The organism is Blastococcus sp. Marseille-P5729, assembly GCF_900292035.1.
Lineage (GTDB): Bacteria > Actinomycetota > Actinomycetes > Mycobacteriales > Antricoccaceae > Cumulibacter.
Map to the genome: position 1 here is coordinate 211,353 of NZ_OMPO01000003.1, position 25,027 is coordinate 236,379.

Sequence of the window (25,027 nt, forward strand, 5' to 3'; positions counted from 1 at the left end):
GATCGGGGGATGGCGACTTCCTTCTGGCATCCGCAAGGACAGATGTCCGTGGTCAAGGACGACGAGCTCGTCCTCACCCGCGGCGAGGGCAGCTGGGTCTACAGCGACGACGGCCGCAAGTTGTTCGACGCCGGCGCGGGTCTGTGGTACGCGAACATCGGGCACGGTGACCAGCGAGTCACGGACGCCGTCGTCAAGCAGATGCAGCAGCTCGAGGCCTTCCACGCTTTCGGGAACTTCGTCACCCCGGTCACCAAGCAGCTGACCGACCGGATCGTCGGCCTCGCCCCGCTCGGTGACGGCGCGAAGGTGTTCCTCGGCTCGGGCGGCAGCGATGCCATCGACACCGCCGCCAAGCTCGCGCGCCGCTATTTCACCGCCACCGGCGAACCGCACCGCCGCATCCTGGTCAGCCGCGAGCACGCCTACCACGGTCTGCACGGATTCGGTACGTCGCTGGGCTGGATGCCGCCGATGCGTGAGGGGTACGGCGATCTCGTACCCGACGTCCTACGGGCCTCCGCGACGGACTTCGACGACGTCGAGAAGGTCATCATGAATGCCGGCCCGGAGCTCGTCGCGGCATTCTTCTGCGAGCCCGTCATCGGCGCCGGCGGGGCGATCTTCCCGGGGGAGGACTACCTCCGGCAGGTCCGCGAGCTATGCCGGCAGCACGGCATCCTGTTCGTCGCTGACGAGGTCATTACCGGGTTCGGGCGCACCGGCGAGTGGTTCGCCTCGCAGCGCTGGAGCCTCGATCCGGACATGATCACCTTCGCCAAGGGCGTCACCAGCGGATACCTTCCGGTCGGCGGCGTCATCATCTCCCCGAAGGTCGCTGAGCCGTTCTGGGCCGATGGCTCCGACCTCGTCTTCAAGCACGGTATGACCTACTCCGGCCATGCGACCTGCGCGGCTGCTGCGATCGCCAACCTCGACATCATCGAGCAGGACGGGCTGCTCGATCGCGTCAAGCACCTGGAGCCGCTGCTGGCCGACGGGCTGCGCTCGCTGGCTGACCACCGGAATGTGGCCGAGATCCGCGCGGGCGCCGGCCTGATCGGTAGCGTCGTCAGCCACGACGCGGACGGCGCCGCGCGCTTCTACGCTGCGCTGCAGCGCGAGGGCGTGCTCAGCCGCCGGATCGGCTCCGATGCCCGCGGCATGCAGTACTCGCCGCCATTCGTGATGACGGACGACGAGGTCGGCTGGCTGATCGACGCCACCCGCCGCGCGCTGGACGCCGTATGACCCGATCGTGTTACCGATGACCCGCTGAGCGCGTCATCGGCAACGAGGTCAAGGCGGGCAGCCATGACTACTCGCGGTAGGCCTCGCGCAGCGCCGCCGCGACCCGCGCCCGGATGACGCGGTCGTGCAGGGCCGACTCGCCGTCACCGCGCTCGGGCTCGCCCGCCTGCGACGGGTCGAGCAGGCGAAGCATGCCAGCCCGAAGCAGCGACTGGTCGATGGCGTGGCTGCCGGCGAGCGACAACGCGGCGGCACCCTGGTCGAGGGCGGCGAGAAGCGCGCCGAGCTGCTCGGAAGTGAGGTCGTCGTCCTGCACCCGGGAGGCCTCCACGACCCCGGCGTAGGTTGCGACGAGTACGTTCATCCGCGCCGCCATCGCCTCCGAGAGCTTGGCGTCACGCGCGGCGACCGCGATGAACTCGAGCGTGGCGAGCGCGAAACCGCGGATCGCGTCGCGAATCCGCGGATCCTCCGAGTTCCACTCGTCGGGCGTCTCGAACACATCCCAGCCGCCTTGGGCCAGGCTCTGCTCGATGTTGGCGTCGATGACCGCCAGGAAGAGCTCCGCCTTGCCGGCGAAGTTGGAGTAGACCGCGCCCTTGGAGAAGCCGGCCCGGCGGGCGATCGCCTCGAGATTGGCGGCGTGGTAGCCGCCTTCGGCGAAGGCCTCTCGCGCCGCGAACACGATCGCGTCGCGGGTCTGACGTTGGCGATCACGGCGTGACATTGGGTCGGGAAGATCGGTCATCCCTCGATCCTAGGACGGCCGGGCGTTGACATACTTCTGGTATTCGAATACCGTCAGTATGCAAATACCGAAAGTATCCGAAAGGTGACGATGATGCGCGAGGTGCTCGACGTCCGCGGCTTGACCCGCTCCTTCGGCGCGGTGCTGGCCAACGACCGGATCGACCTGCGGGTGCGCTCAGGTGAGGTCGTCGGCCTCCTCGGTCACAACGGCGCCGGCAAGACGACGCTCATCTCGCAGATCGTCGGTCTGCTGAGGCCGGACGCCGGCTCGATTCGGATCGGCGCGGTGGATGCCGTCGCCGATCCGACCGCTGCTCGCCGTCAGGTCGCGCTCCAGCCGCAGGCTCAGGTGCCGATCGACGGGCTAACGCCGCGCGTGGCGATCGAGCTCGCTGCCCGACTGCGCGGCTACTCGACGCGCGATGCGAGGGCCCGCGCGCTGGCCCTGGCCGACGAGCTCGACATCGGTCAGTGGTTCGATCGCCGGGCGTTGCCCGACGGCCGCGGACTCTCCGGGGGCATCCGCCGGCTCGTCGGGTTCGCGATGGCCCTAGCCGCCCCTACTCCGCTGTTGATGCTCGACGAGCCGACCAACGATGTGGACGCCTCGCGCCGCCGGTTGCTGTGGCAGGCGGTCCGGCGCCGCGCTGACGTGGGCGCCGGCGTCCTGCTCGTCACGCACAACGTCATCGAGGCCGAACGGATCGTGGATCAGCTCGTCGTCCTCGACCGCGGCCGGGTGGTGGCCGCCGGTACGCCGGCGCAGCTGCGGGGCGGCGATACCGCGCTGCGTCTGGAGCTGCATCTGAGCGCTGGCGCGGCTGTGCGCGACCTCGAGGCCGAGCTTCCCGTGACGCCGTACCGCTGCGTGCGCGCGGGGCGCCGCCTGCTGCTGAACCTGCCGGACGACGACGCGGGTGCTGCCGTGGCGTGGGCGGGCCGCCTGCGCGACCGCTCCATGGTCGAGGGCTACTCGCTCACGCCGGCGACGCTCGAGGATGCCTACCTCGCACTCACCAGTGACCACGCCGCTACCTGATCACCCGAGGAGTCATGATGCCTGAGTCCGCAACGCTCTCACCCGGCGCATCCGAGGCCCGTCGTTCGTCCGGCGCGCACCCAATGCTGCGATCTGCACCGTGGCGCAGCTACGCCACGCTGCTGCGCTGGAACCTCGCCCAGGTCGGCCCGATGCTTCCGCTGGTGATCGTCGTCCAGTCGCTGATCGCGGCCGGAATCATCGTCGGGTTCGGGTTCCTGATTCCGGGTATCGAGCCCGAGACCGCGCTGTTCCTCGCGACCGGTGCGCCGACCGTCCTGCTGCTGACGGTAGGGCTCGTGATGGTGCCGCAGGCGGTGGCGACCGCGCGCACCAACGGCACCTTCGAATACCTGCGCTCATTGCCGGTCGCGCGAGGGCTTCTGCTGGTGGCCGACCTGACGGTCTGGGTGCTGGTCGCCCTGCCGAGCGTGGCAGTCGCGGTGCTGGTAGCGCGGCTGCGCTTCGATCTGGCCTTCTCCTTCGACTGGCCGCTGTTGGTCGCGGCCGCAGTGCTGGTCACGCTGATGGCCACCGCCGTCGGCTATGCCATCGCGGTCTCGCTCCCGCCGATGCTGGCCCAGCTGCTGACCCAGGTGCTGATCTTCTTCGTGATGCTCTTCTCGCCGATCACCTTCCCGGAGTCTCAGCTGCCTACCTGGTTCCAGGCGCTGCACGACGTCCTGCCCGCTCGGCCGGGTGCCGACCTCATTCGCGCCGGGCTCGCCTCCGATGCCTATGCCGCGACCGGTCAGGACCTGCTCGTGCTGGCGTTGTGGACCGTGGCGGGTCTAGTGATCACCCTGCGCGCCCTCACCCGCCGCGCCTAGCCCCGAGCAACTGCTTGTGTTTTGCAACTAGTCGTGATGTACTTCCAACTGATCGTGAAACACGACCGGTTGGGAGACCACCATGAACGCACCCACGGCGAAGGCCGTCCTCGTGCCCGGAGCGTGGATGGGAGGCTGGATCTGGGAGCCGGCCGCCGAGCGTCTGCGCGACCGAGGGATCGACGCCGAGACGATCACTCTGCGGGGGCTCGAGCCCGGTGAGACCGATGCGGACATCGCCGCCATCCGCCTGGAGGACCACGTCCAGCAACTCATCGGGCACGTCAGAAGCCACAGACCGCGGCCGGTCGTCCTCATCTCGCACTCGTACTCCGGGATGGTCACGGCATCTGCCGCGGACCGAATCGGCGACCAGGTGATCGGCCTTGTTCACGTCGGCGCGTTCGTGCCGACCTCCGGGCGTTCGTTGCTCGACGACTGGGGCGACTCAGCAGATGCGCGCGCGCAGGAACGTGCTGACATCGAAGCAGCGGGCGGTCTCTGGCGCGCACCGGCCCGCCCGATGCTCGATCACGAGACTGACATGGCGCCAAGCGACCGCGACTCGCTCGCCTCGAAGTTCACCCCGCATCCCGGACTGAGTATCCTCGACCCCGCCGACCTGTCGGCGCCGGTACGCGAGCAGCCCTCGACGTACGTCGCCCTCACGCTGCGCGGTGGCCTCGCGGAGGCCTGGAAGGCGGCTCCGCCGGTGGCCAAGGCTGCCGGCCGATGGCGGCGTAGGCACATCGTCAGCGGCCATTGGCCGATGGTCTCGGCCATCGACGCGACCGTCGAGCTGCTCGATGCAGAGGTCCGCCACTACGACGCGGAGAGGAACTGAATTATGGCGACGACCGGACGATCCGGCTGCCCGATCAATCTCGCGATCGAGCTGTTCGGCGACCGATGGACGTTGCTGATCCTCCGCGACATCGTCTTTGCCGGCCGCCGCCACTTTCGCGAGCTCCTGCGAGAGTCGGGGGAGAGGATCACCAGCAGCATCCTCGCCGACCGCCTCGACCGGTTGGTCGAGGCCGGGCTGCTGACGCGCTCCGACGACCCGACGCACCGGCAGAAGACCCTATATAGCCTCACCGAGAGCGGCGTCGGCCTCGTCCCTGTGCTCGCGACGATCGGGAACTGGGGCGCAGCGCACTGTCCCGCGGATCCCGATCTGGCCGCCGCGGCTCGGGGCCTGGGCTACGAGATGCCCGAGTCCTGGTCGGCGCTGATGGAATCGCTGCGAGAGAGCCACCTTCGGTGATCGGGAACAATCCGGCCCAGACGGTAGTTGAAAGTTGTATGAAAAACATCGGCTTCCTGTCATTCGGCCACTGGTCGCCCGGCCCGCACTCGAAGACGCGGACGGCGTCCGACGCCTTGCTGCAGTCCATCGACCTCGCGGTCGCCGCTGAGGAGCTCGGGGCGGACGGCGCCTACTTCCGCGTGCATCACTTCGCCCGTCAACTCGGCTCACCGTTCCCGCTGCTGGCGGCGATCGGCGCGCGGACGTCGACGATCGAGATCGGCACCGGCGTGATCGACATGCGCTAGCACATGTCAGGGTTACAACACCCGTTCACGTAAGCTTGGTTGCATGGTTGAACTGGTATCGCTGAGGAAGACGAACGAGGTCGCCGCGTACGTCCGCGCTTCGATGGATCGCAAGGGCGACCGGTGGACGGTCGAGACCCAGTTGCGGAAGATCAGGGCGCTGGCCGAGGCGAAGGACTGGGAGGTCGTCGAGGTCTACGACGACAACGCGGTCTCGGCGACGAAGAAGCGCCGCGCTGGCACCCGGTGGGCCGAGATGCTGGATGACGCCCGGGCGGGTCGGTTCTCGATGGTCGTCGCGGTGGACATGGACCGGTTGCTGCGCAGCACGAAGGACTTGAACACGCTGATCGACCTCGGTCTGCGGGTCGTCACCGTGGACGGCGAGATCGACCTCTCGACGGCGGACGGAGAGTTGCGGGCGACGATGCTCGCCGCTCTCGCGCGGTTCGAGGCGCGTCGCAAGGCCGAGCGTCAGATCAGGTCGAACGAGCGCCGCCGCGCCGAGGGCATACCGGCGTCCACCTGGAAGGCGTTCGGCTGGACAAGGGAGGGCGAGCTGATCGAGGAGGAGGCCGACGCGATTCGGCGGGCCTTCGACGCGTTCCTCGGCGAGCCGTCGCTGTCGATCCGGCGCATCCGCGAGGACCTGAACAACGCCGGTCATCTGACCGCGCGCGGGGCGGAGTTCTCCGTCGATGCCGTGCGGTACCTGCTGGCGAACCCGCTCTACGCTGGCTACATCAAGCACTACGCCTCGGGCGAGCTGTACCCGGTGCAGGGCGCGGGGTTCCCGCCCATCGTCAGCGAACAGACATGGCGGGCTGCGGTGGCGAAGCTGGAGGACAACGTGCGGAGGTCGGCGAGGCAGGGCAACCAACCGAAGTACCTCCTGTCCACGATCGGGCTGTGCGGGAAGTGCGGCGCGACGCTCGTCTCGGGGACGAACAGCCGCAAGCAGCCGACGTACCGCTGCGGTGAGCAGTTCCACCTCACCCGCCAGCGCGAGCCCGTCGATGCGATGGTCACCGAGGCGGTGCTCACCCGACTGTCCTCGGTGGACGTGCACGACCTCGTGATGCCGCAGGAAGATGCTGGGCCGGACCGCGAAGAGCTGCTGAGCGAGCGGAACGCCCTGGTCGAGCGCGTCAAGGAGCTGAGCCCGCTGCTGCGCGACATCCACCAGCCCGTGCTGGAGATCACCGCGGCGATCAACGACGTGAAGGCTCGCATCGACGAGATCGACGCGGAGCTGCTCGACCGATCGGTGTCGGTGGCGGCGAAGCTGCTCGCGGACGTGGACGAGCTGGTCGGCACCGCGGAGCGCCGCGAGGTGGTCGAGTCGAAGTGGAAGGAGTTGGACGTGGACCGTCGCCGGATGCTCGTGGACGAGCTGGTGACGGTGACAATCGAGCCCATCGCGCCGGGTCACGTGAAGTTCGACCCCGACCTCATTCGAATAGAGCCTCGTCGCGACTGACACGCGAGTCGACTCGTCAGTGGACCGGTGAGTCGAGTCGTGGGAGAATAGTTGCAGACAAGAAGATCCCACCGGGGCCGCGACTTAGAAGCGCGGGGTTCTGCTCCCGGATGAGTAGCCGGTCAAACAGCCCAACGAACGTGGCGGGGAACCGGAAGCACACTCATGTTTGAGGACTTCCGATGTCTGTCGTTATCGACGCTCCCCGCGCATCTGCGCTGGACCGTCCTGGGCTCGACCAGGACCTGAACCCCGTTCCGCAGGCTGATGGGCTCGATCCCGTCATCGCTGCCGCCCTCGCCGCCGGTCGCCGAGCTGGTGAGCGCCTGGCCCGCACGCCGCTGACCCCGCGCCAGCGCGCCGCGGTCGCCGCTGTGATGGGCGGTGATCGCTGATGAGCGCCAACTCCACCGCTTTCGACTACGTGAACGGCTTCCGCTGGCGTCTGGGCGATCCCGCCCTCGCCGACAGCGAGGCGCACCTCTACGACCTCGGTGTGCTCCGCTCCGTGCTGGAGGAGGCCGTCGAGATCGCCGTCGCCGATGCCCGCGCCGACGGTGTGACCTGGGCCAAGATCGGCGACGCCCTCGGCGTCACGCACCAGGCCGTCATCAAGCGCTACCGCAAGGGCGGTGCCCGATGAACGCCGCCGAACGCACAAGCGCCCTCGTGTCCGCCGACCTGACCCCGCCCGGAGGGCCTGGCCTGGCACCCGCCGAAGGCGGGCTGCCCGTCGTCGATCCGAATGTCGCGAACCCGGTTCTCGCCGTCGAGGCCCTTCCCGAAAAAAACGGCTATCCGGCTGCACAGAGCGATTCCGCTGGCTCCGCCACGCCCGCCGATCTCAGCTCTGACCTGGGATCTACCGCCGCAATTCATGCGCGGCCTTCCTTGGGTGGCCGCGCATCCGTTTCAGAAACGGCTGCACAGGCGCCTACTTCGGCTACACCCGTGGACTTCGCCGAGATGGACGTGCCGGGGGCCGATCCCGGTGATGAGGTTGAGGCGTTCGTGGTCGAATCCACGCCCGCGCAGGTCGCCGAGGCGAAGGATTTTTTCGCCCGGGCGAAGGCTGCGGAGAGCTCGGAGCAGGTGAAGCGCGCACGGATGCAGTCGCGCGTGTTCTCGGTGATGCAGTACCGGGAGCACCCGGAGACCGGCGAGGTCATGCTCACGCAGGAGCAGATCGACGAGGGCCTCGCGGCGCTGGGCGATCGCCTCCACCGCTGGGCCTACGTGTGGCACCCGTACGACCGCCTGGTCGAGGTGGACGAGGGCACCGGCGAGACGGTGTGCTGCGGAATCAAGGGCCTGCACGCGCACATGGTGCTGTGGGTCGCCGATGCGGACGGTCCGCGCCCCACGATCCGCACGGTCTCCGATGCCTTCTCGATCCCTTCGGCGCGGGTGAAGCCGCCGAAGGAGACCGCGGAGCAGGACGGCACCGAGCACAAGGGCCGAGGCGCTGCGGAGAAGGCGTTTTTCGACCTCGCCGAGTACCTGCCGCACGAATCGCGCGGGAGGGACGCAACCCCCGGCATCCACCAGTCGGATCGGCACTACCTCGTGGACAAGACGCAGGAGGGCAAGCCCGGCAAGTACCAGTACGGGCGCGGGCGGATCGTCGCGAACTTCGATTTCGGCCGGGAGCTGGACGCGCACATGGCGATGCGCCGCACCGCCGCGGAGGGCGGCGGCAGCGCGAAGCTGAGCAAGCTCTTCCAGGCCGTGGGCAAGGGTTCGCTGACGCTGAAGCAGGTCCGTGATCAGGAGCCTGCGATCTACTTTGCGAAGGGCAACCTGGCGCATTTTCAGAAGCTGCGCGGCGACTTCCTCTCGCACCAGGACGCGCCGGAGTCGGTCATGAACTTCTACGTGTTCGGCGAGGGCGGCACGGGCAAGGACCTGCTCGCGAAGGCGCTCGCTCGCGCCCTGGCCCCGGACGCGGACAAGCCGTACTTCAAGGTCGGCGGCGAGAACGTCTCGTGGGAGGGATACGACGGCGAGCCGGTCGTGATCTGGGAGGACATGCGCGTCGGCGACATGATCCGCACGGCGAAGAGCCGGGGAATGCTCTTCCGCATTCTCGGCCCGTGGCGCGAGCCGGACGAGAAGCCGGTCGTGAACATCAAGGGGTCCAAGACGCAGCTGCTCAACCGGGTGAACATTGTGACGGGGCCTGAGGGTTACGAGGAGTTCCTCCGGGGCTTGGCGGGCGAGTACGAGTCGATGCAGGGCGGAGTTCGGGTCAAGCACCATGCGGAGAACCTCGGGCAGGGGTTCCGCCGCTTCCCGGTGATCATCCCGGTGGCCGAGCGTGAGTTCTCGATCTTCGTGAACTCCGGCGTGCTCAACGGCACCCGCGAGTACCAGAGCTACGAGCGGTACGAGCACATGCGCCAGGACCTGGAGCTGCTGGCACGCAAGTGCAAGGCGATCAAGGACACCGCCGAGCGGGAGCGCGTTCGCGGTGCGATCGAGGCGCGCACGGTCGCGCCGATCGTGGAGCAGCACGACCGGATCGCATGCCCTGAGCTGGACGCGATTGACGCGGACGATCTGTTCGCGGAGTTCGCCGGGGTCGGGCAGCCAATCCCGCAGAGTTCCGTCGAGGTCGCAGTTGCACCGAGTGAGCCGAGCCCCCGCGATCGCTGCATCTGCGACGAGTGGCAGGGCTACGCCCTGGACCACACCGAGTCCTGCCCGATCCGCACGGATGCCGAGGCGGCGATGGCGGAGATGCGCCAGCGCGAGGCCGAGCGCGAAGCGGCGGCGGAGGCCCACCGTCAGGCCGAGCTTGAGCGGAAGGTCGCGCGGCTCCGCGCGAACGGCGGCCTGCTGGTCGTGGGAGGTGCACGATGAGTACCTTCGACGGCCAGCCGCAGCCGATTCGTCAGGGCTCCGGTGGAGCGCTGGAGGATCGGGCTGCATGCCCGCGCAGCGGCCCCCGGAGGGCCCCGGGAACCTTGGAGCGCAGCGGAAAGGTGTATGGGGCTACACCTTCCGTTCCGGAGGTTGTCGCAGAGGCTCCACATCAGGGCGCAGGGTCCCAGATGTGGAGGGGCGATGACCTCCGGAACGGAAGGCCCCACGGGAGTGCCGCCGGAGGCTCCGGGGCACGTCGCGCAGCGGCGGGCGTCGGATCATCGGGAGGTGCGCGATGAGCTACACGGCAACTTTTGACGCGAGCCACAAGGTCAAGGCGTCAGGCGCTCACGCGACGAACTTCGTTCGCCACATCGCCCGCGATGCGGATCAGGCCGCGGGGTTCTCCTTCGCTCAGCGGAACCCGAACATCGATCCGGCGCGCACGTCGATGAACATCACGATGGTCAACGACGGCAACGGAGGTTGGCGTGCCCCGGTCGTGACGCAGGACGAGAAGGGCAACGACCGGCCGCCGTCGGCAGAGCTGACGGACTATCTGGACGCGCGCCTGGCGACGGTCGAGAAGAAGATCAAGGCCGACGCGGTGGCGATGCGCCCCCTCGTCTTGCAGCTCGATCCGAAGTGGTTCGCCGAGCACAACCCGGACTGGCGCGAGGACGGTCTGAACGCCGAAGCAGAGCAGTACATCGGCACGCAGCTCGACTGGGCCGCCCAGGAGTTCGGGCAGCAGAACCTTCCGGGCTACTCCGTGCATATGGATGAGACGAATCCTCAACTCCAGCTCCTGTTCACCCCGGTGACGGAGGACGGGAGGCTGAGCCAGAAGGACTTTTTCAAGGGTCCCGGCGATCTCCAGCGCCAGCACAAGGCGCACCGCCAGGCGCTGGCCGATGCCGGGTACGACGTCGAGTTCAAGGTCACCAAGCGCTCGAAGGAGCACCTGAGCAGCGAGGAGTTCGCCAAGAAGGTTGACCAGGCCCGCGAACGGGCCGCTGAGGCCGCGCAGCACCTCGCCACGGTCCGCGAGCAGGTCGAACAGTCGGACTTCGGCCAGTTCTTCGAGCAGCAGCACCCAGAGGCGTTCGGCCAGGTGCTGGACGAGTACACGAACGAGATCGAGCAGCGCATCCGCGCGCAGGAGGAGCAGGGACATGGACAGCATCACCGCGATGGCCACGGCGAGGGCGACGGAGAAGATCGAGCAGCAGCGGACTACGGAGATGCTGGAGACGTTGGTCTCGAAGCACGCCGCCGTCGAGCAGCAGCTCACGACGCTGACGAAGGCCGTGAGGGACCTCACCGGGCATCAGAAGATCATGGACGAGGAGCTGACGAAGCGGATCGACCGGGCGTCGATCTCGCGGCCGTCCGCCAGCACGTCGCCGCAGATCGCGAGCGTCGAGAGCAGGCTGAGCGAGATCGAGAGCACGCTCGGCGAGTTCGCGCAGAGTCTCGAGGGAAGCGTTTGAGCGCCGCGTCGCAGAGCTTGGTCGCGGAGGCGCAGAAGAATCGCGCGGCTACGGCCTCGGCGATTGACGGGCTCAAGGTGCAGGCCGCGGCGAACCAGAAGCTCGTGAGCCAGGTCGGCGGTGCGGTGCAGCGGATCGAGAAGCGCACCGAGGAGCGCGTGCAGAAGGCCGTCGAGCAGGTCGCCGGGGATGCCTCGACCACGATGACGGCGAACCTCGACGCCGCGAACGAGCGGGCCGAGCGGATCATCGCCGCGACAGCGAAGGTTGAGGCGCGCCAGCTCTGGAGCGCCGCCGCCGCGATGCTCCTCGCGCTCGTGCCGCTCGCGATGCTGGTCGCGGGCGTCTGGATGGCCGCAGCGGGCCTCATCACGGGTGCTCAGTGGGCGCTGGACGTGGACGGGAGCGTGTGGCTCGGCATCGGGCGGTGGCTCGTAGTCGGCGCTGGCCTCGCCGGGGCCGGCTACGCCCTCTTCGCCTCCGCCCGCTGGGTCGTCGGCCTCGCGGAGACGTGGAAGGGCCGCGGGATGCCGTCATGGCCCCGCTGGCGGAGGTGACCCCAGCTCCCGAGGGCAAGCGCGCGGAGCGCGTGCGGCAGAACTCCCCAGAGTGACAATAGGTCAGCCACTACTGTATAGTTCAGTGCATGCTGACTATTGCTTCTCGCCTCGACGTCATGAACCGGCTGGGCCGGGCCATGGCGGACCCGACGCGCTCCCGGATCCTGATGACCCTGCTGGACGGGCCGAGCTACCCGGCCGTGCTCTCGCGCGAGCTGGAGCTGACGCGTTCGAACGTGTCGAACCACCTGACCTGTCTTCGCGACTGCGGGATCGTGGTCGCCGAGCCCGAGGGTCGGCAGACGCGCTACGAGATCGCCGACCCGCACCTCGCGGCGGCGCTCACGGCGCTGGTGGACGTGACGCTGGCCGTGGACGAGCACGCGCCGTGCTTGGACGCCGCGTGCACTGTGCCGGGCTGCTGCGGGACGGGAGCGGGCGCGTGAGCGCGGCGTGCGGCTGCGACGAGCCGGAGACCCGGGTCGGCGAGGAAGCTGATGAGGAGCAGGAGCGTCCGTGGTGGCGTGACCGCGGGATCATGGTCCCGGTGCTCTCCGGCGTCGCCTTCGGCACGGGCCTGGTCCTGGAATGGACAGGGGCGGAGGTCCCGGCGCTGGTGGCGTTCTGGATCGGCCTGCTGCTGGGCGCGTCGACGTTCACCCCGGGCGCGATCCGCAAGCTGTTCAAGGGCAAGCTGGGCATCGGCCTGCTGATGACGATCAGCGCGGTCGGCGCGGTGATCCTCGGCTACGTCGAGGAGGCCGCCGCCTTGGCGTTCCTGTACTCCATCGCCGAAGCGCTGGAGGACAAGGCCATGGACCGCGCCCGCGGCGGGCTGCGGGCTCTCCTCAAGCTCGTCCCGGAGACCGCGACCATCCGGCGGGACGGCGCGCCCGTGGAGGTCGCCGCGAAGGACCTCCAGGTCGGGCAGCTCATGCTGGTGCGCCCCGGTGAGCGGATCGCGACCGACGGCATCGTCCGCACAGGTCGGTCGAGCCTGGATACCTCCGCGATCACCGGCGAGTCGATCCCGGTCGAGGTCGAGCCCGGCGACGCGGTGTCGGCCGGGGCGATCAACACCGCCGGTGCCCTGGAGGTCGAGGCGACCGCGGCGGGTACGGACAACTCGCTGACCACGATCGTGGAGCTGGTCGAGCAGGCGCAGGCCGAGAAGGGAGACCGCGCTCGGCTGGCCGACCGGATCGCCCGACCCCTCGTGCCCGGCGTGCTGATCCTCGCCGCTCTCGTCGCGATCATCGGCTCGCTGCTCGGCGACCCGGAGCTGTGGATCACCCGCGCCCTCGTGGTGCTCGTCGCCGCGTCGCCGTGCGCGCTGGCGATCTCCGTCCCGCTCACCGTCGTCGCCGCGATCGGCTCGGCGAGCCGGTTCGGCGTGATCATCAAGTCCGGTGCCGTGTTCGAGCGCTTCGGCGTGATCCGCCACGTCGCCGTCGACAAGACCGGCACCCTCACCCGCAACGAGCCCGCCGTCACCGCCGTCCTCACCGCCGACGGCGTGACCGAGGCGCAGGCCCTGGCCTGGGCGGCATCCCTGGAGCAGCACAGCACCCACCCGCTGGCCGCCGCGATCACCGCCGCCGCACCCGGAGCCCCCGCCGCCCTGGACGTCACCGAGCAGGCCGGGCACGGCATCGAAGGCACCCTCGACGGGGCCCGGGTCACCGTCGGCAGCCCTCGCTGGCTGGACTCGGGGACGCTCAAGGACCAGGTCGCGGGCCTGGAGGAGCAGGGCATGACCGTCGTCATTGTGCACCTCGACGGGGTCCCGGTCGCCGCGATCGGGGTCCGCGACGAGCTGCGCCCCGAGGTCCCAGAGGTCGTGCGCACCCTCGCGGCCCAGGGCGTCGGGATGACCATGCTCACCGGCGACAACGCCCGCACCGCCCGCGCGCTGGCCGCGCAGGCCGGGATCGGGGACGTGCGCGCCGAGCTGCGTCCCGAGGACAAGGCCGCCGCGATCAGCGAGCTGGGCAGGCACGGCTCGGTCGCGATGATCGGCGACGGCATCAACGACGCCCCCGCCCTGGCGGCCGCGGACATCGGCATCGCGATGGGCGCGACCGGCTCCGATGCCGCGATCGAGTCCGCCGACGTCGCCTTCACCGGCCACGACCTGCGGCTCCTCCCGCGGGCGTTCGACCACGCCCGCCGCGGCAGGCACATCATCAACCAGAACATCATCCTGTCCCTGCTGATCATCACCGCCCTGCTGCCGCTCGCCCTGTTCGGCGTACTCGGCCTCGCAGCGGTGGTGCTCGTGCACGAGATCGCCGAGGTGATAGTGATCCTCAACGGGCTCCGCGCCGCCAGGATGAGGAAGTAGGAGGGATCATCGAGTGCTATAACTCCGATATGCGCTACGAGAACCCGCTCTACATGGCCGAGGACGCCGGGTCCGCGGACCTCATCTCCGGCGGACGTCTCCAGCTCGGCATCAGCCGCGGATCACCGGAGCAGGTCATCGACGGGTGGCGGTACTTCGGCTTCCAGCCCGCGGATGGCGAGGACGAGGCCCAGATGGCGCGGCGGCACACCGAGGTGCTGCTCGAGCTGCTGAAGGGCGAGGGCTTCGCCGAGCCTAATCCGCGGCCGATGTTCCCCAACCCGCCGGGCAAGCTGCGCCTGGAACCGCACTCACCGGGGCTGCGTGACCGCATCTGGTGGGGTGCGGGCTCGCGGGCGACCGCTGAGTGGACGGCGCAGCAGGGGATGAATTTGATGAGCTCGACGCTGCTCACCGAGGACACCGGCGTCCCGTTCCATCAGCTGCAGGCCGAGCAGATCCAGCGCTATCGGGACGCGTGGATCGAGGCCGGTCACGACCGCGAGCCGAGGGTGTCGGTCAGCCGCAGCATCTTCCCGCTGGTCAGCGACGAGGACCGCGCCTACTTCGGCCTCGAGACCCGCAGCCGCGACCAGGTGGGCAACCTCGAGGGCGGGCGGGCGCGCTTCGGCAAGAGCTATGCCGGCGAGCCGGACGCGTTGATCGAGCAGCTGCGCGAGGACGAAGCGATCGCCGCCGCCGACACCCTGCTGCTGACGGTGCCCAACCAGCTCGGCGTCGACTACAACGCCCACGTCATCGAGTCGGTCCTCACCCACGTCGCGCCGGCCCTCGGCTGGCGCTGACTACCAGTCATCTGCTGATCCAGCACAGGCGCACCCACCGAGCGGTCGCCGACGGCTGTGCGGCCCCCGGTCGCGGCGGGGAGCTCGGACGCCGACGCATGGCGCTCGCTAGGAGTCGGCGCCAGGCGCAGGGACGCCGACCGAGTCGGTCTCCTCGGGGTTCTCGCCCCGCGGCGGGGCCGGCGCGTCGGACACGGACTGATCCGCTTGTCGCTCGCCCGGGCGGGCGGCGGCCTCGGACACCCCACCGGGGAGTCCCTGACCGGGTACCCGTCCGGTGCCGTCCTGCCCCGGAACGTCGCTGGGATTGGCCGGAATGGTCTGGTCCTGCTCGCTCATCGGGTGCTCCTCGCACTCGTCGGATAGGCAAGCCGCCCGAGACCCCCAGGGCCTCGGGCGGCGATGACTGTCCAGCCTAGGTGGATCTAGTTCTTGTCGCCAAGGCGGTCGTCCAGGGCGTCGCGCCCCTTCTGGAGCTTGTCGTCGTGGCCGGAGAAGCGATCGTTCGCGAAGTCCTGACCCTTGTCGAGCGCGGCATCGGTCTTCTGCTCGTCGCCCGTCACGTTCGAGAGGGCGTCCTTGCCCTTGTTGACCATGTCTCCAATACCCATGACAGTTCCTCTCTGCGCTGAAAAGCCGGCGCCGGACGGCGCCTGTGGTCCTTCCTATCGAGAGCCGGGCCGTTCGCGCAGCAATTCGCGGAACTGATTCGCCCGGCCTCATCCGCGCTTCACACGGGCGCTCGTGTGCGCTTCGCTCCGCCTCGTCATCGTCCTCGCGACGGCGGCCGCGGCGCCTAGTATGACGCGCATGAGCCTGGTCCAGAACGAACGCCGCGAGCACATGCTGATCATCACCATCAACCGCCCCGAGAAGCGCAACGCCGTCGATCGCGCGCTGGCCGACGAGCTTGATCAGGCATTGAACTTCCTCGATGACGACGATGATCTATGGTGCGGCGTGCTGACCGGTGCCGGGCCCGTGTTCAGCGCCGGCAGCGACCTGAACGCGGGCGGCGACTACGTGACCGACCGTGGCGGCGAGTACGGAATCATCCGCCGCACGCGCCGGACGCCATTGATCGCGGCCGTGCAGGGGCCCGCGCTCGGCGGCGGCCTGGAGATCGCCTTGGCGTGCGATCTCATCGTCGCGGACCGCGAGGCTGTCCTCGGGCTGCCCGAGGTCAAGCGCGGGCTGATCCCGACGTGCGCGGGGCTGTTCCGGGGTCCCCGTGCGCTTCCATTGAACATCGCGACCCAGCTGGCGCTGACCGGTGAGCCGATCACCGCCCAGCAGGCGGCGTCCTACGGCTTGGTCAACAGAGTCAGCGAGCCCGGCCAGGCGCTGGATGACGCAGTCGCGATGGCCGAGACGATTTGCGCCAACGGTCCGCTCGCGGTGCGGCTCGCGCTCGGCGTCATTCACGAGTACGTCGGATCCGGCGACGAGCACGGGTTCGCCCTCACCGACCAGGCCCGGACGACGGTCTACGACTCCGAGGACCGGCAGGAGGGTATCGCGGCGTTCTTTCAGAAGCGGACGCCGCGCTGGACCGGCCGCTGATCCGGGCCGACGCCAGCCGCCAGCGGGCGATCACGGTCACCTTCGCTCGCGCTCGGCTAGCCGCCGGGTTAGTCTTATACGTCGCACTGTTTTCCTCATGGTGCGGCACCCGGCCTCGCCCGACCGGCGAACGCCAGACGCTAGACCCTCCTGTTGCGGAAGGCCCGCAACCGTTCAGTCCAGAGGAGGTGGGTTTACTAGTGCGTCATTACGAAATGATGGTCATCCTCGACCCGCAGCTTGACGAGCGCACGATCAATCCCTCGCTCGAACAGTTCCTGTCGATCGTGAAGAAGGACGGCGGCACCGTCGATAACGTCGACGTGTGGGGACGTCGCCGCCTGACCTACGAGATCAACAAGCATGCCGAAGGCATCTACGCCGTCATCGACATGCATTGCGAGCCCGCGACCGTCGCCGAGCTCGACCGTCAGCTGAACCTGAACGAGTCGATCCTGCGTACCAAGGTCATCCGTCCCGACATCCGATAACAGCCCGTCGTCAGTTTTCCACCGGTGCCGGGATGTGCACAGCCCCCGGGCTGGCTCTTCCCAGGGCGGCGGACGCCGACGAGACTGAACCCCTACATCGCGAACGGAACTTCGAGAGGACCCCTCATGGCCGGCGAGACCGTCATCACCGTGGTTGGCAACCTGACCGCCGATCCCGAGTTGCGCTTCACCCCCTCGGGTGCGGCGGTAGCCAACTTCACCGTCGCATCGACGCCGCGCACCTTCGACCGCCAGACCAACGAGTGGAAGGACGGCGAGGCGCTGTTCCTGCGCTGCTCGATCTGGCGGCAGGCGGCCGAGAACGTTGCCGAGTCGCTCACCAAGGGCGCCCGGGTCGTTGTCACCGGGCGGCTCAAGCAGCGCTCGTACGAGACCAAGGAAGGCGAGAAGCGCACCGTGGTCGAGCTCGAGGTCGACGAGATCGGTCCGTCCCTGCGTTATGCGACCGCCAAGGTAACCCGCGCCTCGCGTGGCTCCGGTGGCGGCGGCTACGGCGGTGGCGGTGGTTTCGGTGGCGGTGGCCAGGCCACCGAGGATCCGTGGGGTTCCGCGCCGGCGTCCGGCGGCGGTGGTGGATTCAGCGACGAGCCGCCTTTCTAACCATGTCGCGGCGCATGCCGCACCCTTCCTTTAGATCATCAGGAGCAACCCATGGCAAAGCCAGTGATTCGCAAGCCGAAGAAGAAGCCCAATCCGCTGTTCGCGGCTGAGATCGAGTACATCGATTACAAGGACACCGCGATGCTTCGCAAGTACATCTCCGACCGCGGCAAGATCCGTGCCCGCCGCGTCACCGGAGTGACCTCGCAGCAGCAGCGCCAGCTCGCCAGGGCGATCAAGAACGCCCGCGAGATGGCCCTGCTGCCCTACACGAGCACCGCTCGCTAAGGAGAAGCCACACCATGTCGAACATGAAGCTGATCCTCACCCAGGAGGTCACCGGTCTCGGTGCCCCCGGCGATGTCGTCGAGGTCAAGAGCGGTTACGGCCGCAATTACCTGATCCCGCGCGGCTACGCGATGGTCGCCACCAAGGGCGGCGAGAAGCAGATCGCCCAGATCAAGCGCGCCCGTGAGGTCCGCGGCGCCCGCGACCTCGACCACGCCAAGCAGATCGCCTCGCAGCTGGAGGGCCTGAGCGTCAAGCACGCAGCCCGCGCCGGCTCCGACGGCCGCCTGTTCGGCTCGGTCACCTCCGGTGACATCGTCGAGGCCGTCAAGGCCGCAGGCGGCCCGGAGCTGGACAAGCGCCGCGTCGAGCTGCCCTCGCAGATCAAGTCGACCGGCACCCACGACGTCAACGTCAAGATCCACGACGAGGTCACCGGCTCGTTCAAGATCGAGGTCGTCGCCGCGAGCTAGCCGACGGAGCACACCGCACACCTGCCGGCTTAGGCCGGCGTCCAAGAGGGGTTGTCGGCATCGAGAGGGGATAAATCCCCGCTTGGTGCCGATAACCCCTCTTCGTCGTCGTCGGCGGCCGACGCGAGGCGCTGGGACGCGTGTGAAGGGCGCGTTGTCCATGTGGATAACCTGGGCAAAAGTCGGGTCCAAATGGTCTTGCGGCGCGCCGATACCACGGTGTATACGCCGAAGCTACTCAGTGGTAAGAGTCTCCGGAGAAATTCTTATCCACAGGATGTGAACCAGAAAAGGCCAGGTCAGCAGCGATATTCTGCGAAACCCACAGGCTTGTGCACAGCCGCACTCACAAGCTCTCGGCGCGTCGTCCACACGCCCTCGGGACTCCTCCACAAACAATCCACAGGTCCGTACACATCGAGAGTTGAAAGCCGGCGCGCGGCGGTCCTATCGTGTCGTCGTCCAGCCCGTGGGTACCGCTCAACCGCTTTTTGTCTGAGGCTCCGGGAAGCATGGGCCAATGCCACGCCATCGCGAGACCGGTCCTCGGCCACGCACCGAGATGAGGGGAGAAAAGTTGCTCGAGACCCCACCGGACTACGACGAGCCAACGCGCAGTGAGATCGACCGGCAGCCTCCCCAGGACGTCCCGGCAGAGCAGTCCGTCCTCGGCGGCATGATGCTCTCGAAGGACGCCATCGCCGATGTCGTCGAGGCCTTGCAGACCGATGACTACTACCGGCCGGCGCACCAACTGATCCACGAGGCGATCCTCGATCTCTACGGCCGCGGTGAGCCGGCCGACATCCTGACCGTCGGAGACGAGCTGACCAAGCGCGGCCAGCTGCTGCGCATCGGTGGCGCGGCCTACCTGCACACCCTGATCAACCTCGTGCCGACGGCCGCCAACGCCGGCTACTACGCCAACATCGTCGCCGAGAAGGCGGTGCTGCGTCGGCTGGTGGACGCCGGCACCCGGATCGTGCAGATGGGCTATGGGGCGGCCAGCGGCGACCTGGACACCCCTGGCGAGGTCGATGAGGTCGTCGACCGTGCGCAGGCAGCGATCTACGACGTCACCGAACGCCGCACCAGCGAGGACTACGTCGTCCTCGGTGAGCTGATCGAGCCGGTGATCAGCGAGATCGAGATGATCGGGGCGCATGGCGAGCTGGCCGGCGTCCCCACCGGATTCCACTCCCTCGATGAGATCATCAATGGCCTGTTTCCAGGGCAGATGATCGTGGTCGCTGCCCGCCCCGGCATGGGCAAGTCCACCCTGGCGCTGGATTTCGTGCGGTCCTGCTCATTACGCCACAACAAGGCCTCGGTGATCTTCTCGCTCGAGATGAGCAAGTCCGAGATCGCGATGCGGATGTTCTCCGCGGAGGCGTCCATCCCACTGAACCGAATCCGCTCGGGTGATCTCAACGACGACGAGTGGAGCAAGCTGGTTTTGAAGAGCTCGGAGATCGCTGACAAGCCGCTGTTCATCGATGACTCGCCGAACATGTCGATGATGGAGATCCGCGCCAAGGCACGGCGCCTGAAGCAGCGTCACGACCTCAGCTTGATCGTCGTCGACTACCTGCAGCTGATGACCTCAGGCAAGCGCGTCGAGTCCCGTCAGCAGGAGGTGTCGGAATTTTCCCGTGCGCTGAAGCTGCTTGCCAAGGAGCTCGAGGTTCCGGTGATCGCGATCTCGCAGCTCAACCGTGGGCCCGAGACGCGCACCGACAAGAAGCCCATGCTGTCCGACCTGCGCGAGTCGGGTGCGATCGAGCAAGACTGCGATGTCGCGATACTGATCAACCGGCCGGAGGTCTACGAGTCCGACACCGACCGCGTGGGGGAAGCCGACCTGATCGTCGCCAAGCACCGTAACGGACCGACTGGAGAGGCGCTGACCATCTTTCAGGGCAAGTTCAGCCGCTTCGCCGATGCGGGTATGGACTAGGGCGGCTCAGCGTGGCGCGCCGTCGCCCGAAAACGCAACCGGCACCGACGGCCCGGCCCCCAGGCCCGTACGGTCGGGTCATGGGCATCTTCCGCAAGTCGGGCAGCACCCCGCCGCGCTACTTCGCCTGGGAGGCGGCAGGTCTGCGCTGGCTGGCCGAGGGACCGACACCGGTCGTCGATGTCCTCGATGTCGGGGAGGGTCATCTGGACCTCGTCGAGCTGGGCGCGGTCGCGCCGACGCCGGAGGCCGCGGAGGAGTTCGGCCGCCGCCTCGCCCAGACTCATGACCTCGGAGCGCCGGCGTACGGCGCACCCCCGCCGGGATGGAGCGGACCGGGTTACTTCGGTCCGGCCGACGACGTCTTCGAGTTGCCCCTCGCGCCGTACGCCACATGGAGTGAGCACTACGCGCACACCATGATCGAGCCGCTCGCCGAGCGCACCCCGCTCCCGAACGGCGTACGCAGCTCGCTTCGCGAGCTCACCGCACTCATCGGCACCGGCGAGCTGGACACCGGAGAGCCGCCGGCGAGGATTCACGGCGATCTATGGTCGGGCAACCTGATGTGGACGGCGGACGGCGCCACGCTCATCGATCCAGCGGCGCACGGCGGCCACCGCGAGGCCGACTTGGCCATGCTCGCGCTGTTCGGCGCGCCGCACCTGGAGCGCATCGTCGCGGCGTACGACGAACAGCGGCCGCTGGCCGATGGATGGCAGGACCGCGTCGCCGTTCACCAGGTGTTTGCGCTGCTGGCGCACGTCGCCTTGTTTGGTTCCGGTTATCTCGCGATGCTCGAACGCGCGATTTTGCCCTTTGTTGGCCGCGTCTAAACCGCGGTTCTCGAGAATCGGTTGCGAGCCGGGCCCTAGGTGAATAGCGTTCTGAGGTAGGCGTAGCCCTCGGCCTACCTCACGCGACAGAGAGGTCATGGCGATGAGCCTGACGCATCGAGTCACGTCCCCCCATCCGTCCACCGAGCTTCCGGCCGATTCACCGTCGGCCCGGTCGTCCATCGAGTCGCTGCTCGCCGAGGCGTGCGGCGCCACCCCCGTACGGCGACGCAGGTTGCAGGAAGCCGCGGTAGCCCAATCACTGGGCTTGGCGCGCGCACTCGCGCGCCGCTACCAAGGCCGCGGCGAACCACTGGATGACCTCGTGCAGGTCGCCTACACCGGGTTGGTACTTGCCGTGCAGCGGTACGAGCCCGACAACGGCGCGCGCTTCTCCACCTTCGCCACGCCCACGATCCTGGGCGAGCTGCGCCGGTACTTCCGCGATCAGGCCTGGACCATTCGCCCTCCGCGCAGGCTGCAGGAGGACGTACCGCGGGTCCGCAAGGCCGCGGCCGACCTCGAGCAGGAGCACGGCAGCACGCCGTCCGCCGAGCAGATCGCCGAGCATCTTGAGATGACGGTCGAGGCGGTACGCGAGGCACAGCAGGCCGGTGCGCGCTACCGGCTCGTCTCGCTTGAGGCCGCCACCGAGAACGGCACACCGTCGGCCGTCAGCCTGGTCGGCGACCCCCGCACGGGCGACATCGACCAACTGACGGTCGGCATGTCGGTGCGGGCGATGATCCAGACGCTGAGTGACGACGAGCAAGAGTTGCTGCGGCTGCGGTTCTACGAGAACCTGACGCAGCAGCAGATCGCCGATCGGATCGGCGTGTCGCAGATGCAGGTCTCCCGCCTGCTGCGCAAGAGCCTCGATCGACTCCGGACGGTCGCTGACGACGACCTGGCGGAACGCCGCAGCGCATAGTCCGCGGCGCAAGGTCCGGGTATGTCGCCGAACGACTACAGGGCGCTTGAGGGCTTTGCGTCCCGCTCACCGCGTGCGTACTGCGACTGCTGGCCTTCGACGACCTTGCGCGCGACCGCGGAGATCTTCATGTTGAGATTCTGCGAGGTGGTGCGCAGCAGCTCGAAGGCCTCGTCCTCGGTGAACCGGTGCGCGGCCATCAGCAGGCCGATCGCCTTGCCGATCTCGCGGTTGCTGTCCAGGCCGCGGCTCATCGTCTCGGCCTGCTCCTTGGCGCTGAGCATCATGAACGACACGGATGCGAACGAGGCGACCACGGCGCCCTGATCGGCGGACTGCTCGGTGAGCGCATCCGCCGTGTCGGAGAAGACGTTCAGCGCCCCGACCTTCCGGTTGTCGGCGAGGATCCGGTAGCCGATCATGCCGCGTACCGGCGTCTCGTCGAGGAGTCGTTTGGCCAGATCGGGCCACTGGCACTTGTCCTCGATGTTGGGGTCGACCTGGAAGTTGTCCTCGACGATGGCATCGACGCACGGGCCCGAGCCGACCTCGCGCTCGAGCATGTCCACATGCGCGGCGACCTGATCGGTGGCGGCGACGGTGCGAAAGCGACCGTTCGCTGCGACCATGATCGAGGCGTGATCGCAGCCGTCGATCAGATCGACCGCCGCGTTGGCAAGCGCGAGGTGGATCGCCCCGGGATCGGAATCCGCGTAGATGAGCTCGGCAAGGCGTTGGAAGACCTTGCCAGGCTCGGTGTCCCGCAATTCCTTGCCGATCTTTCGCTCGAGGCTGCGCGGCTCGAACTGCGGGATCGAGGTGGTCTCTGAAGCGCTCACTGTGAGGTCCTCTGGGGTGCTTCGGCGGCCCGAGGGTCGAGCCGGGGGACTATTGGGTTCCGGTTTGCTTCAGAATTCGATCATCATCCTAGTAGTGGCTCGCACAGCGGCGTCGCCCGCCGAGCGCTTAGTGTACGGTGGGCCGGCCGTTCGGCTTGCAGCGCTCCGAGCGCTCCGGTCCTCCCGGCCACTCGTCGAAGGAGTCATCTTGCGCCACCGATCTGGCCGACTACTCGTCGCCCTCGTCGCCGTCCTCGTCCTGCTGGCGGCTGCATGTGATCGTGCCAAGGAAGAGCGCGATGAGGCGGAGGACGTCGCGCAGAAGTTCGCGAACGCCGTCAGCTCGGGGGACTACGACGAGGCCGCGTCGTACACCACCGAGCCCGACCAGGCGCAGGCCGACCTGAACTTTCTCAGCGGTCAGCTGCAAGGTCCCGACATCGAGTACACGTTGACCGATGCCGACGCGTCAGTCGCCGAGGGCACCGCGACGTACGACGTGGGCCTGCAGGTGCTCGGGCGCGACATCGACTACCAGGTCACCGCGCCGCTGGTGACCGACGACCAGGACGCCTGGAAGATCGACTGGGCCCCGTCGGTCATCCACCCCAAGCTCACCGGCGACACGCACCTGCAGATCGTCCAGGCGCCCGGCAACAAGCCGGTCGTGCTCGACCGCAACGGTCAGCCTGTGCTCAGCGAGCAGCTCGTCACGGTGGTGAGGATCGACCCTGCGGCGGTGAGCGATCCCGCTGGGACCGCCCAGGCGCTCGCGAACGCGCTGAGCGGCGTGGTGCCGACGCTCACGGCCGAGTCGATCTTGACTGAGCTCAGCGGCGCCACCGAGCCGTACACCCTCGTCGCCCTGCGGCAGGAGGACGCCGCGCAGGTCCAGATCCCCGAGCTGGCCGGGCTCAGCCACAACAAGCAGGCGAGGTTGCTGACCGCGTCTAAGTCGTTGCGCTCGCAGGCGCTGTCCGGGCTCAGCACGACCTGGGAGGCGGCGTCCCGGCAGGCGACCGGGTGGAGCGTGCAGATCCAGAACCAGGCCAACGAGGTCGTCGAGACAGTACTGGACGTGCCGGCCACACCGGTTACGACGATCCCAACCACCTTCGACTCGACCCTGCAGGCCGCCGCCCAGGCGGCCGTGGACCAGACCCAAGGGCAGGCCGTCGTGGTCGCCCTGCAGCCCCCCACCGGCGGCGTACTCGCGGTCGCACAGAACGCGCCGGCCGACGCGGAGGGCCCGATCGCGCTGACCGGCCTCTCCCCGCCGGGCTCGACCTTCAAGGTGGTCAGCACGTCGGCTGTGCTGGCGGCCGGCACGGCAACGCCCGAGACGGTGCTGCCCTGCCCGGGCACGGCAACGATCAAGGGACGCACGATCCCGAATGACGAGCAGTTCGACCTGGGCTCGGTGCCGCTGCACACGGCGTTCGCCAACTCTTGCAACACGACGATCGCCGCGCTCGCGGTCGAGCTGCCGGCCGATGCGCTCACCCAGCAGGCGCTGCGCCTCGGCCTCGGCATCGACTACATCGTCGAGGGGATGACGACCATCACCGGCAAGGTTCCTCCCGCAGAGAGCGACGCCCAGATGGTCGAGGACTCGATCGGGCAGGGCAAGGTCGTCGCCTCCCCGTTCGGCATGGCCCTCATCGCGGCCACGATCGCCAGCGGCAGCACGCCGAAGCCGGTACTGGTCACCGGTACGGAGACCAAGGCCGATCAGGATCCCGGGTCGCCGTCCCCGGAGGTGATCGCGGCGATGCAGGAGATGATGGCCGAGACCGTCACGTCCGGGACGGCGACCGCGCTGAGCGACATCGGCGGGGGGCACGGCAAGACAGGCACCGCGCAGTTCGGTGACGGCACGCAGTCGCATGGCTGGTTCATCGGGTACTACCAGGACATGGCCTTCGCCGTCCTGGTAGTCGGCGGAGGCTCGTCCCAGCCCGCGGTGAGCGTGGCGGGTGACTTCCTGCGCGCCGCCGAAGACTACATCCCCCAGTAGCCGCCGTACCGGTCGGCAAGGGACGCTGGCGGGCAG

Annotated in this window: 27 protein-coding genes and 1 pseudogene; 24 read left to right on the top strand and 4 right to left on the bottom strand. The window is 68.3% G+C overall.

Translation table 11 applies throughout. The features are described from left to right. Positions 1–9 precede the first annotated feature (9 nt). On the top strand, positions 10–1,251 hold the full coding sequence (locus tag DAA40_RS13890; protein WP_106850337.1) for an aspartate aminotransferase family protein: 1,242 nt from the start codon (positions 10–12) through the stop codon (positions 1,249–1,251). A gap of 67 nt (positions 1,252–1,318) precedes the next feature. On the opposite strand, the gene DAA40_RS13895 is transcribed toward DAA40_RS13890, so the two are convergent. Then, positions 1,319–1,999 (bottom strand): TetR/AcrR family transcriptional regulator, encoded by a 681-nt coding sequence (locus DAA40_RS13895; RefSeq protein ID WP_106850338.1) that lies wholly within the window; start codon positions 1,997–1,999, stop codon positions 1,319–1,321. 90 nt (positions 2,000–2,089) lie between these two features. On the opposite strand from DAA40_RS13895, the gene DAA40_RS13900 reads away from it, so the two are divergent. From DAA40_RS13900 to DAA40_RS13960, 14 genes and pseudogenes are all read left to right on the top strand, one after another. Then, on the top strand, positions 2,090–3,040 hold the full coding sequence (locus tag DAA40_RS13900; protein ID WP_106850339.1) for an ABC transporter ATP-binding protein: 951 nt from the start codon (positions 2,090–2,092) through the stop codon (positions 3,038–3,040). Between the two features lie 17 nt (positions 3,041–3,057). Further along, positions 3,058–3,870, top strand: a complete 813-nt coding sequence (locus DAA40_RS13905; protein ID WP_199849797.1) for an ABC transporter permease — start codon at positions 3,058–3,060, stop codon at positions 3,868–3,870. Between the two features lie 82 nt (positions 3,871–3,952). Beyond that, positions 3,953–4,714 (top strand): alpha/beta hydrolase, encoded by a 762-nt coding sequence (locus tag DAA40_RS13910; protein ID WP_106850341.1) that lies wholly within the window; start codon positions 3,953–3,955, stop codon positions 4,712–4,714. A 3-nt stretch (positions 4,715–4,717) separates the two neighbouring features. Then, positions 4,718–5,137: a helix-turn-helix domain-containing protein gene (locus tag DAA40_RS13915; protein ID WP_106850342.1), complete on the top strand. Its 420-nt coding sequence runs from the start codon at positions 4,718–4,720 to the stop codon at positions 5,135–5,137. A gap of 38 nt (positions 5,138–5,175) precedes the next feature. After that, positions 5,176–5,427, top strand: coding sequence for an LLM class flavin-dependent oxidoreductase (locus tag DAA40_RS13920; protein WP_199849798.1), 252 nt, complete (start codon positions 5,176–5,178; stop codon positions 5,425–5,427). 43 nt (positions 5,428–5,470) lie between these two features. After that, positions 5,471–6,907, top strand: coding sequence for a recombinase family protein (locus tag DAA40_RS13925; RefSeq protein WP_106850343.1), 1,437 nt, complete (start codon positions 5,471–5,473; stop codon positions 6,905–6,907). A 182-nt stretch (positions 6,908–7,089) separates the two neighbouring features. After that, a complete protein-coding gene (locus DAA40_RS13930) occupies positions 7,090–7,302 on the top strand; it encodes a hypothetical protein (RefSeq protein WP_040158809.1) in 213 nt (70 codons plus the stop codon). Continuing rightward, entirely contained in the window at positions 7,302–7,550 is a 249-nt protein-coding gene (locus tag DAA40_RS13935; protein WP_040158807.1) for a helix-turn-helix domain-containing protein, read from the top strand. Before DAA40_RS13930 ends, DAA40_RS13935 begins: the two co-directional genes overlap by 1 nt. A 308-nt stretch (positions 7,551–7,858) precedes the next feature. Next, a complete protein-coding gene (locus DAA40_RS13940; protein ID WP_040158805.1) occupies positions 7,859–9,769 on the top strand; it encodes an RNA helicase in 1,911 nt (636 codons plus the stop codon). Positions 9,770–10,235: 466 nt separating this feature from the next. Further along, a pseudogene (locus tag DAA40_RS17065) lies at positions 10,236–10,745 on the top strand (plasmid recombination protein); the annotation flags it as partial. Positions 10,746–11,282: 537 nt separating this feature from the next. Continuing rightward, positions 11,283–11,822, top strand: a complete 540-nt coding sequence (locus DAA40_RS17070) for a hypothetical protein (RefSeq protein ID WP_040159888.1) — start codon at positions 11,283–11,285, stop codon at positions 11,820–11,822. An 89-nt stretch (positions 11,823–11,911) separates the two neighbouring features. Continuing rightward, the gene (locus DAA40_RS13950; RefSeq protein ID WP_040158801.1) at positions 11,912–12,271 is read left to right on the top strand and encodes a helix-turn-helix transcriptional regulator; all 360 of its coding nucleotides are present in this window, start codon (positions 11,912–11,914) and stop codon (positions 12,269–12,271) included. Next, entirely contained in the window at positions 12,268–14,169 is a 1,902-nt protein-coding gene (locus DAA40_RS13955) for a cation-translocating P-type ATPase (protein WP_199849799.1), read from the top strand. The genes DAA40_RS13950 and DAA40_RS13955 overlap by 4 nt, the downstream gene beginning before the upstream one ends. A 29-nt stretch (positions 14,170–14,198) precedes the next feature. Next, a complete protein-coding gene (locus DAA40_RS13960; protein ID WP_234356391.1) occupies positions 14,199–14,975 on the top strand; it encodes an LLM class flavin-dependent oxidoreductase in 777 nt (258 codons plus the stop codon). 108 nt (positions 14,976–15,083) lie between these two features. On the opposite strand, the gene DAA40_RS13965 is transcribed toward DAA40_RS13960, so the two are convergent. After that, the gene (locus tag DAA40_RS13965; protein WP_106850346.1) at positions 15,084–15,314 is read right to left on the bottom strand and encodes a hypothetical protein; all 231 of its coding nucleotides are present in this window, start codon (positions 15,312–15,314) and stop codon (positions 15,084–15,086) included. A gap of 86 nt (positions 15,315–15,400) precedes the next feature. Further along, the gene (locus DAA40_RS13970; RefSeq protein WP_106850347.1) at positions 15,401–15,586 is read right to left on the bottom strand and encodes an Rv0909 family putative TA system antitoxin; all 186 of its coding nucleotides are present in this window, start codon (positions 15,584–15,586) and stop codon (positions 15,401–15,403) included. A 199-nt stretch (positions 15,587–15,785) separates the two neighbouring features. Here DAA40_RS13970 and DAA40_RS13975 point away from each other — a divergent pair, with 199 nt between their 5' ends. From DAA40_RS13975 to DAA40_RS14010, 8 genes are all read left to right on the top strand, one after another. Next, the gene (locus tag DAA40_RS13975) at positions 15,786–16,538 is read left to right on the top strand and encodes an enoyl-CoA hydratase-related protein (RefSeq protein ID WP_199849800.1); all 753 of its coding nucleotides are present in this window, start codon (positions 15,786–15,788) and stop codon (positions 16,536–16,538) included. Between the two features lie 200 nt (positions 16,539–16,738). Further along, on the top strand, positions 16,739–17,029 hold the full coding sequence (gene rpsF, locus DAA40_RS13980) for a 30S ribosomal protein S6 (protein WP_106850349.1): 291 nt from the start codon (positions 16,739–16,741) through the stop codon (positions 17,027–17,029). Positions 17,030–17,155: 126 nt separating this feature from the next. Next, positions 17,156–17,650, top strand: a complete 495-nt coding sequence (locus DAA40_RS13985; RefSeq protein WP_106850350.1) for a single-stranded DNA-binding protein — start codon at positions 17,156–17,158, stop codon at positions 17,648–17,650. 51 nt (positions 17,651–17,701) lie between these two features. Continuing rightward, on the top strand, positions 17,702–17,938 hold the full coding sequence (gene rpsR, locus DAA40_RS13990; protein WP_106850351.1) for a 30S ribosomal protein S18: 237 nt from the start codon (positions 17,702–17,704) through the stop codon (positions 17,936–17,938). 14 nt (positions 17,939–17,952) lie between these two features. After that, entirely contained in the window at positions 17,953–18,411 is a 459-nt protein-coding gene (rplI, locus tag DAA40_RS13995; protein WP_234356392.1) for a 50S ribosomal protein L9, read from the top strand. Positions 18,412–18,973: 562 nt separating this feature from the next. Then, positions 18,974–20,368 (top strand): replicative DNA helicase, encoded by a 1,395-nt coding sequence (gene dnaB, locus DAA40_RS14000; protein WP_106850352.1) that lies wholly within the window; start codon positions 18,974–18,976, stop codon positions 20,366–20,368. A gap of 80 nt (positions 20,369–20,448) precedes the next feature. Next, positions 20,449–21,204 carry a fructosamine kinase family protein gene (locus DAA40_RS14005; RefSeq protein ID WP_106850353.1) on the top strand — a complete coding sequence of 252 codons (756 nt, stop codon included), beginning with the start codon at positions 20,449–20,451 and terminating at the stop codon, positions 21,202–21,204. A gap of 103 nt (positions 21,205–21,307) precedes the next feature. After that, a complete protein-coding gene (locus tag DAA40_RS14010) occupies positions 21,308–22,135 on the top strand; it encodes a sigma-70 family RNA polymerase sigma factor (RefSeq protein WP_158716452.1) in 828 nt (275 codons plus the stop codon). 35 nt (positions 22,136–22,170) lie between these two features. Here DAA40_RS14010 and DAA40_RS14015 read toward each other — a convergent pair whose 3' ends face one another. Further along, entirely contained in the window at positions 22,171–22,974 is an 804-nt protein-coding gene (locus tag DAA40_RS14015) for a GAF and ANTAR domain-containing protein (protein ID WP_199849801.1), read from the bottom strand. A gap of 208 nt (positions 22,975–23,182) precedes the next feature. On the opposite strand from DAA40_RS14015, the gene DAA40_RS14020 reads away from it, so the two are divergent. After that, positions 23,183–24,991 (top strand): penicillin-binding transpeptidase domain-containing protein, encoded by a 1,809-nt coding sequence (locus DAA40_RS14020; RefSeq protein ID WP_199849802.1) that lies wholly within the window; start codon positions 23,183–23,185, stop codon positions 24,989–24,991. Positions 24,992–25,027: the final 36 nt, after the last annotated feature.

Bases quoted from the DNA above. Each gene is read 5' to 3' on its own strand.
- DAA40_RS13890 (WP_106850337.1), top strand. From the start codon at position 10: ATGGCGACTTCCTTCTGGCATCCGCAAGGACAGATGTCCGTGGTCAAG.
- DAA40_RS13895 (WP_106850338.1), bottom strand. From the start codon at position 1,999: ATGACCGATCTTCCCGACCCAATGTCACGCCGTGATCGCCAACGTCAG.
- DAA40_RS13900 (WP_106850339.1), top strand. From the start codon at position 2,090: ATGATGCGCGAGGTGCTCGACGTCCGCGGCTTGACCCGCTCCTTCGGC.
- DAA40_RS13905 (WP_199849797.1), top strand. From the start codon at position 3,058: ATGCCTGAGTCCGCAACGCTCTCACCCGGCGCATCCGAGGCCCGTCGT.
- DAA40_RS13910 (WP_106850341.1), top strand. From the start codon at position 3,953: ATGAACGCACCCACGGCGAAGGCCGTCCTCGTGCCCGGAGCGTGGATG.
- DAA40_RS13915 (WP_106850342.1), top strand. From the start codon at position 4,718: ATGGCGACGACCGGACGATCCGGCTGCCCGATCAATCTCGCGATCGAG.
- DAA40_RS13920 (WP_199849798.1), top strand. From the start codon at position 5,176: ATGAAAAACATCGGCTTCCTGTCATTCGGCCACTGGTCGCCCGGCCCG.
- DAA40_RS13925 (WP_106850343.1), top strand. From the start codon at position 5,471: ATGGTTGAACTGGTATCGCTGAGGAAGACGAACGAGGTCGCCGCGTAC.
- DAA40_RS13930 (WP_040158809.1), top strand. From the start codon at position 7,090: ATGTCTGTCGTTATCGACGCTCCCCGCGCATCTGCGCTGGACCGTCCT.
- DAA40_RS13935 (WP_040158807.1), top strand. From the start codon at position 7,302: ATGAGCGCCAACTCCACCGCTTTCGACTACGTGAACGGCTTCCGCTGG.
- DAA40_RS13950 (WP_040158801.1), top strand. From the start codon at position 11,912: ATGCTGACTATTGCTTCTCGCCTCGACGTCATGAACCGGCTGGGCCGG.
- DAA40_RS13960 (WP_234356391.1), top strand. From the start codon at position 14,199: ATGCGCTACGAGAACCCGCTCTACATGGCCGAGGACGCCGGGTCCGCG.
- DAA40_RS13965 (WP_106850346.1), bottom strand. From the start codon at position 15,314: ATGAGCGAGCAGGACCAGACCATTCCGGCCAATCCCAGCGACGTTCCG.
- DAA40_RS13970 (WP_106850347.1), bottom strand. From the start codon at position 15,586: ATGGGTATTGGAGACATGGTCAACAAGGGCAAGGACGCCCTCTCGAAC.
- DAA40_RS13975 (WP_199849800.1), top strand. From the start codon at position 15,786: ATGAGCCTGGTCCAGAACGAACGCCGCGAGCACATGCTGATCATCACC.
- DAA40_RS13985 (WP_106850350.1), top strand. From the start codon at position 17,156: ATGGCCGGCGAGACCGTCATCACCGTGGTTGGCAACCTGACCGCCGAT.
- rpsR (WP_106850351.1), top strand. From the start codon at position 17,702: ATGGCAAAGCCAGTGATTCGCAAGCCGAAGAAGAAGCCCAATCCGCTG.
- rplI (WP_234356392.1), top strand. From the start codon at position 17,953: ATGTCGAACATGAAGCTGATCCTCACCCAGGAGGTCACCGGTCTCGGT.
- dnaB (WP_106850352.1), top strand. From the start codon at position 18,974: ATGAGGGGAGAAAAGTTGCTCGAGACCCCACCGGACTACGACGAGCCA.
- DAA40_RS14005 (WP_106850353.1), top strand. From the start codon at position 20,449: ATGGGCATCTTCCGCAAGTCGGGCAGCACCCCGCCGCGCTACTTCGCC.
- DAA40_RS14010 (WP_158716452.1), top strand. From the start codon at position 21,308: ATGAGCCTGACGCATCGAGTCACGTCCCCCCATCCGTCCACCGAGCTT.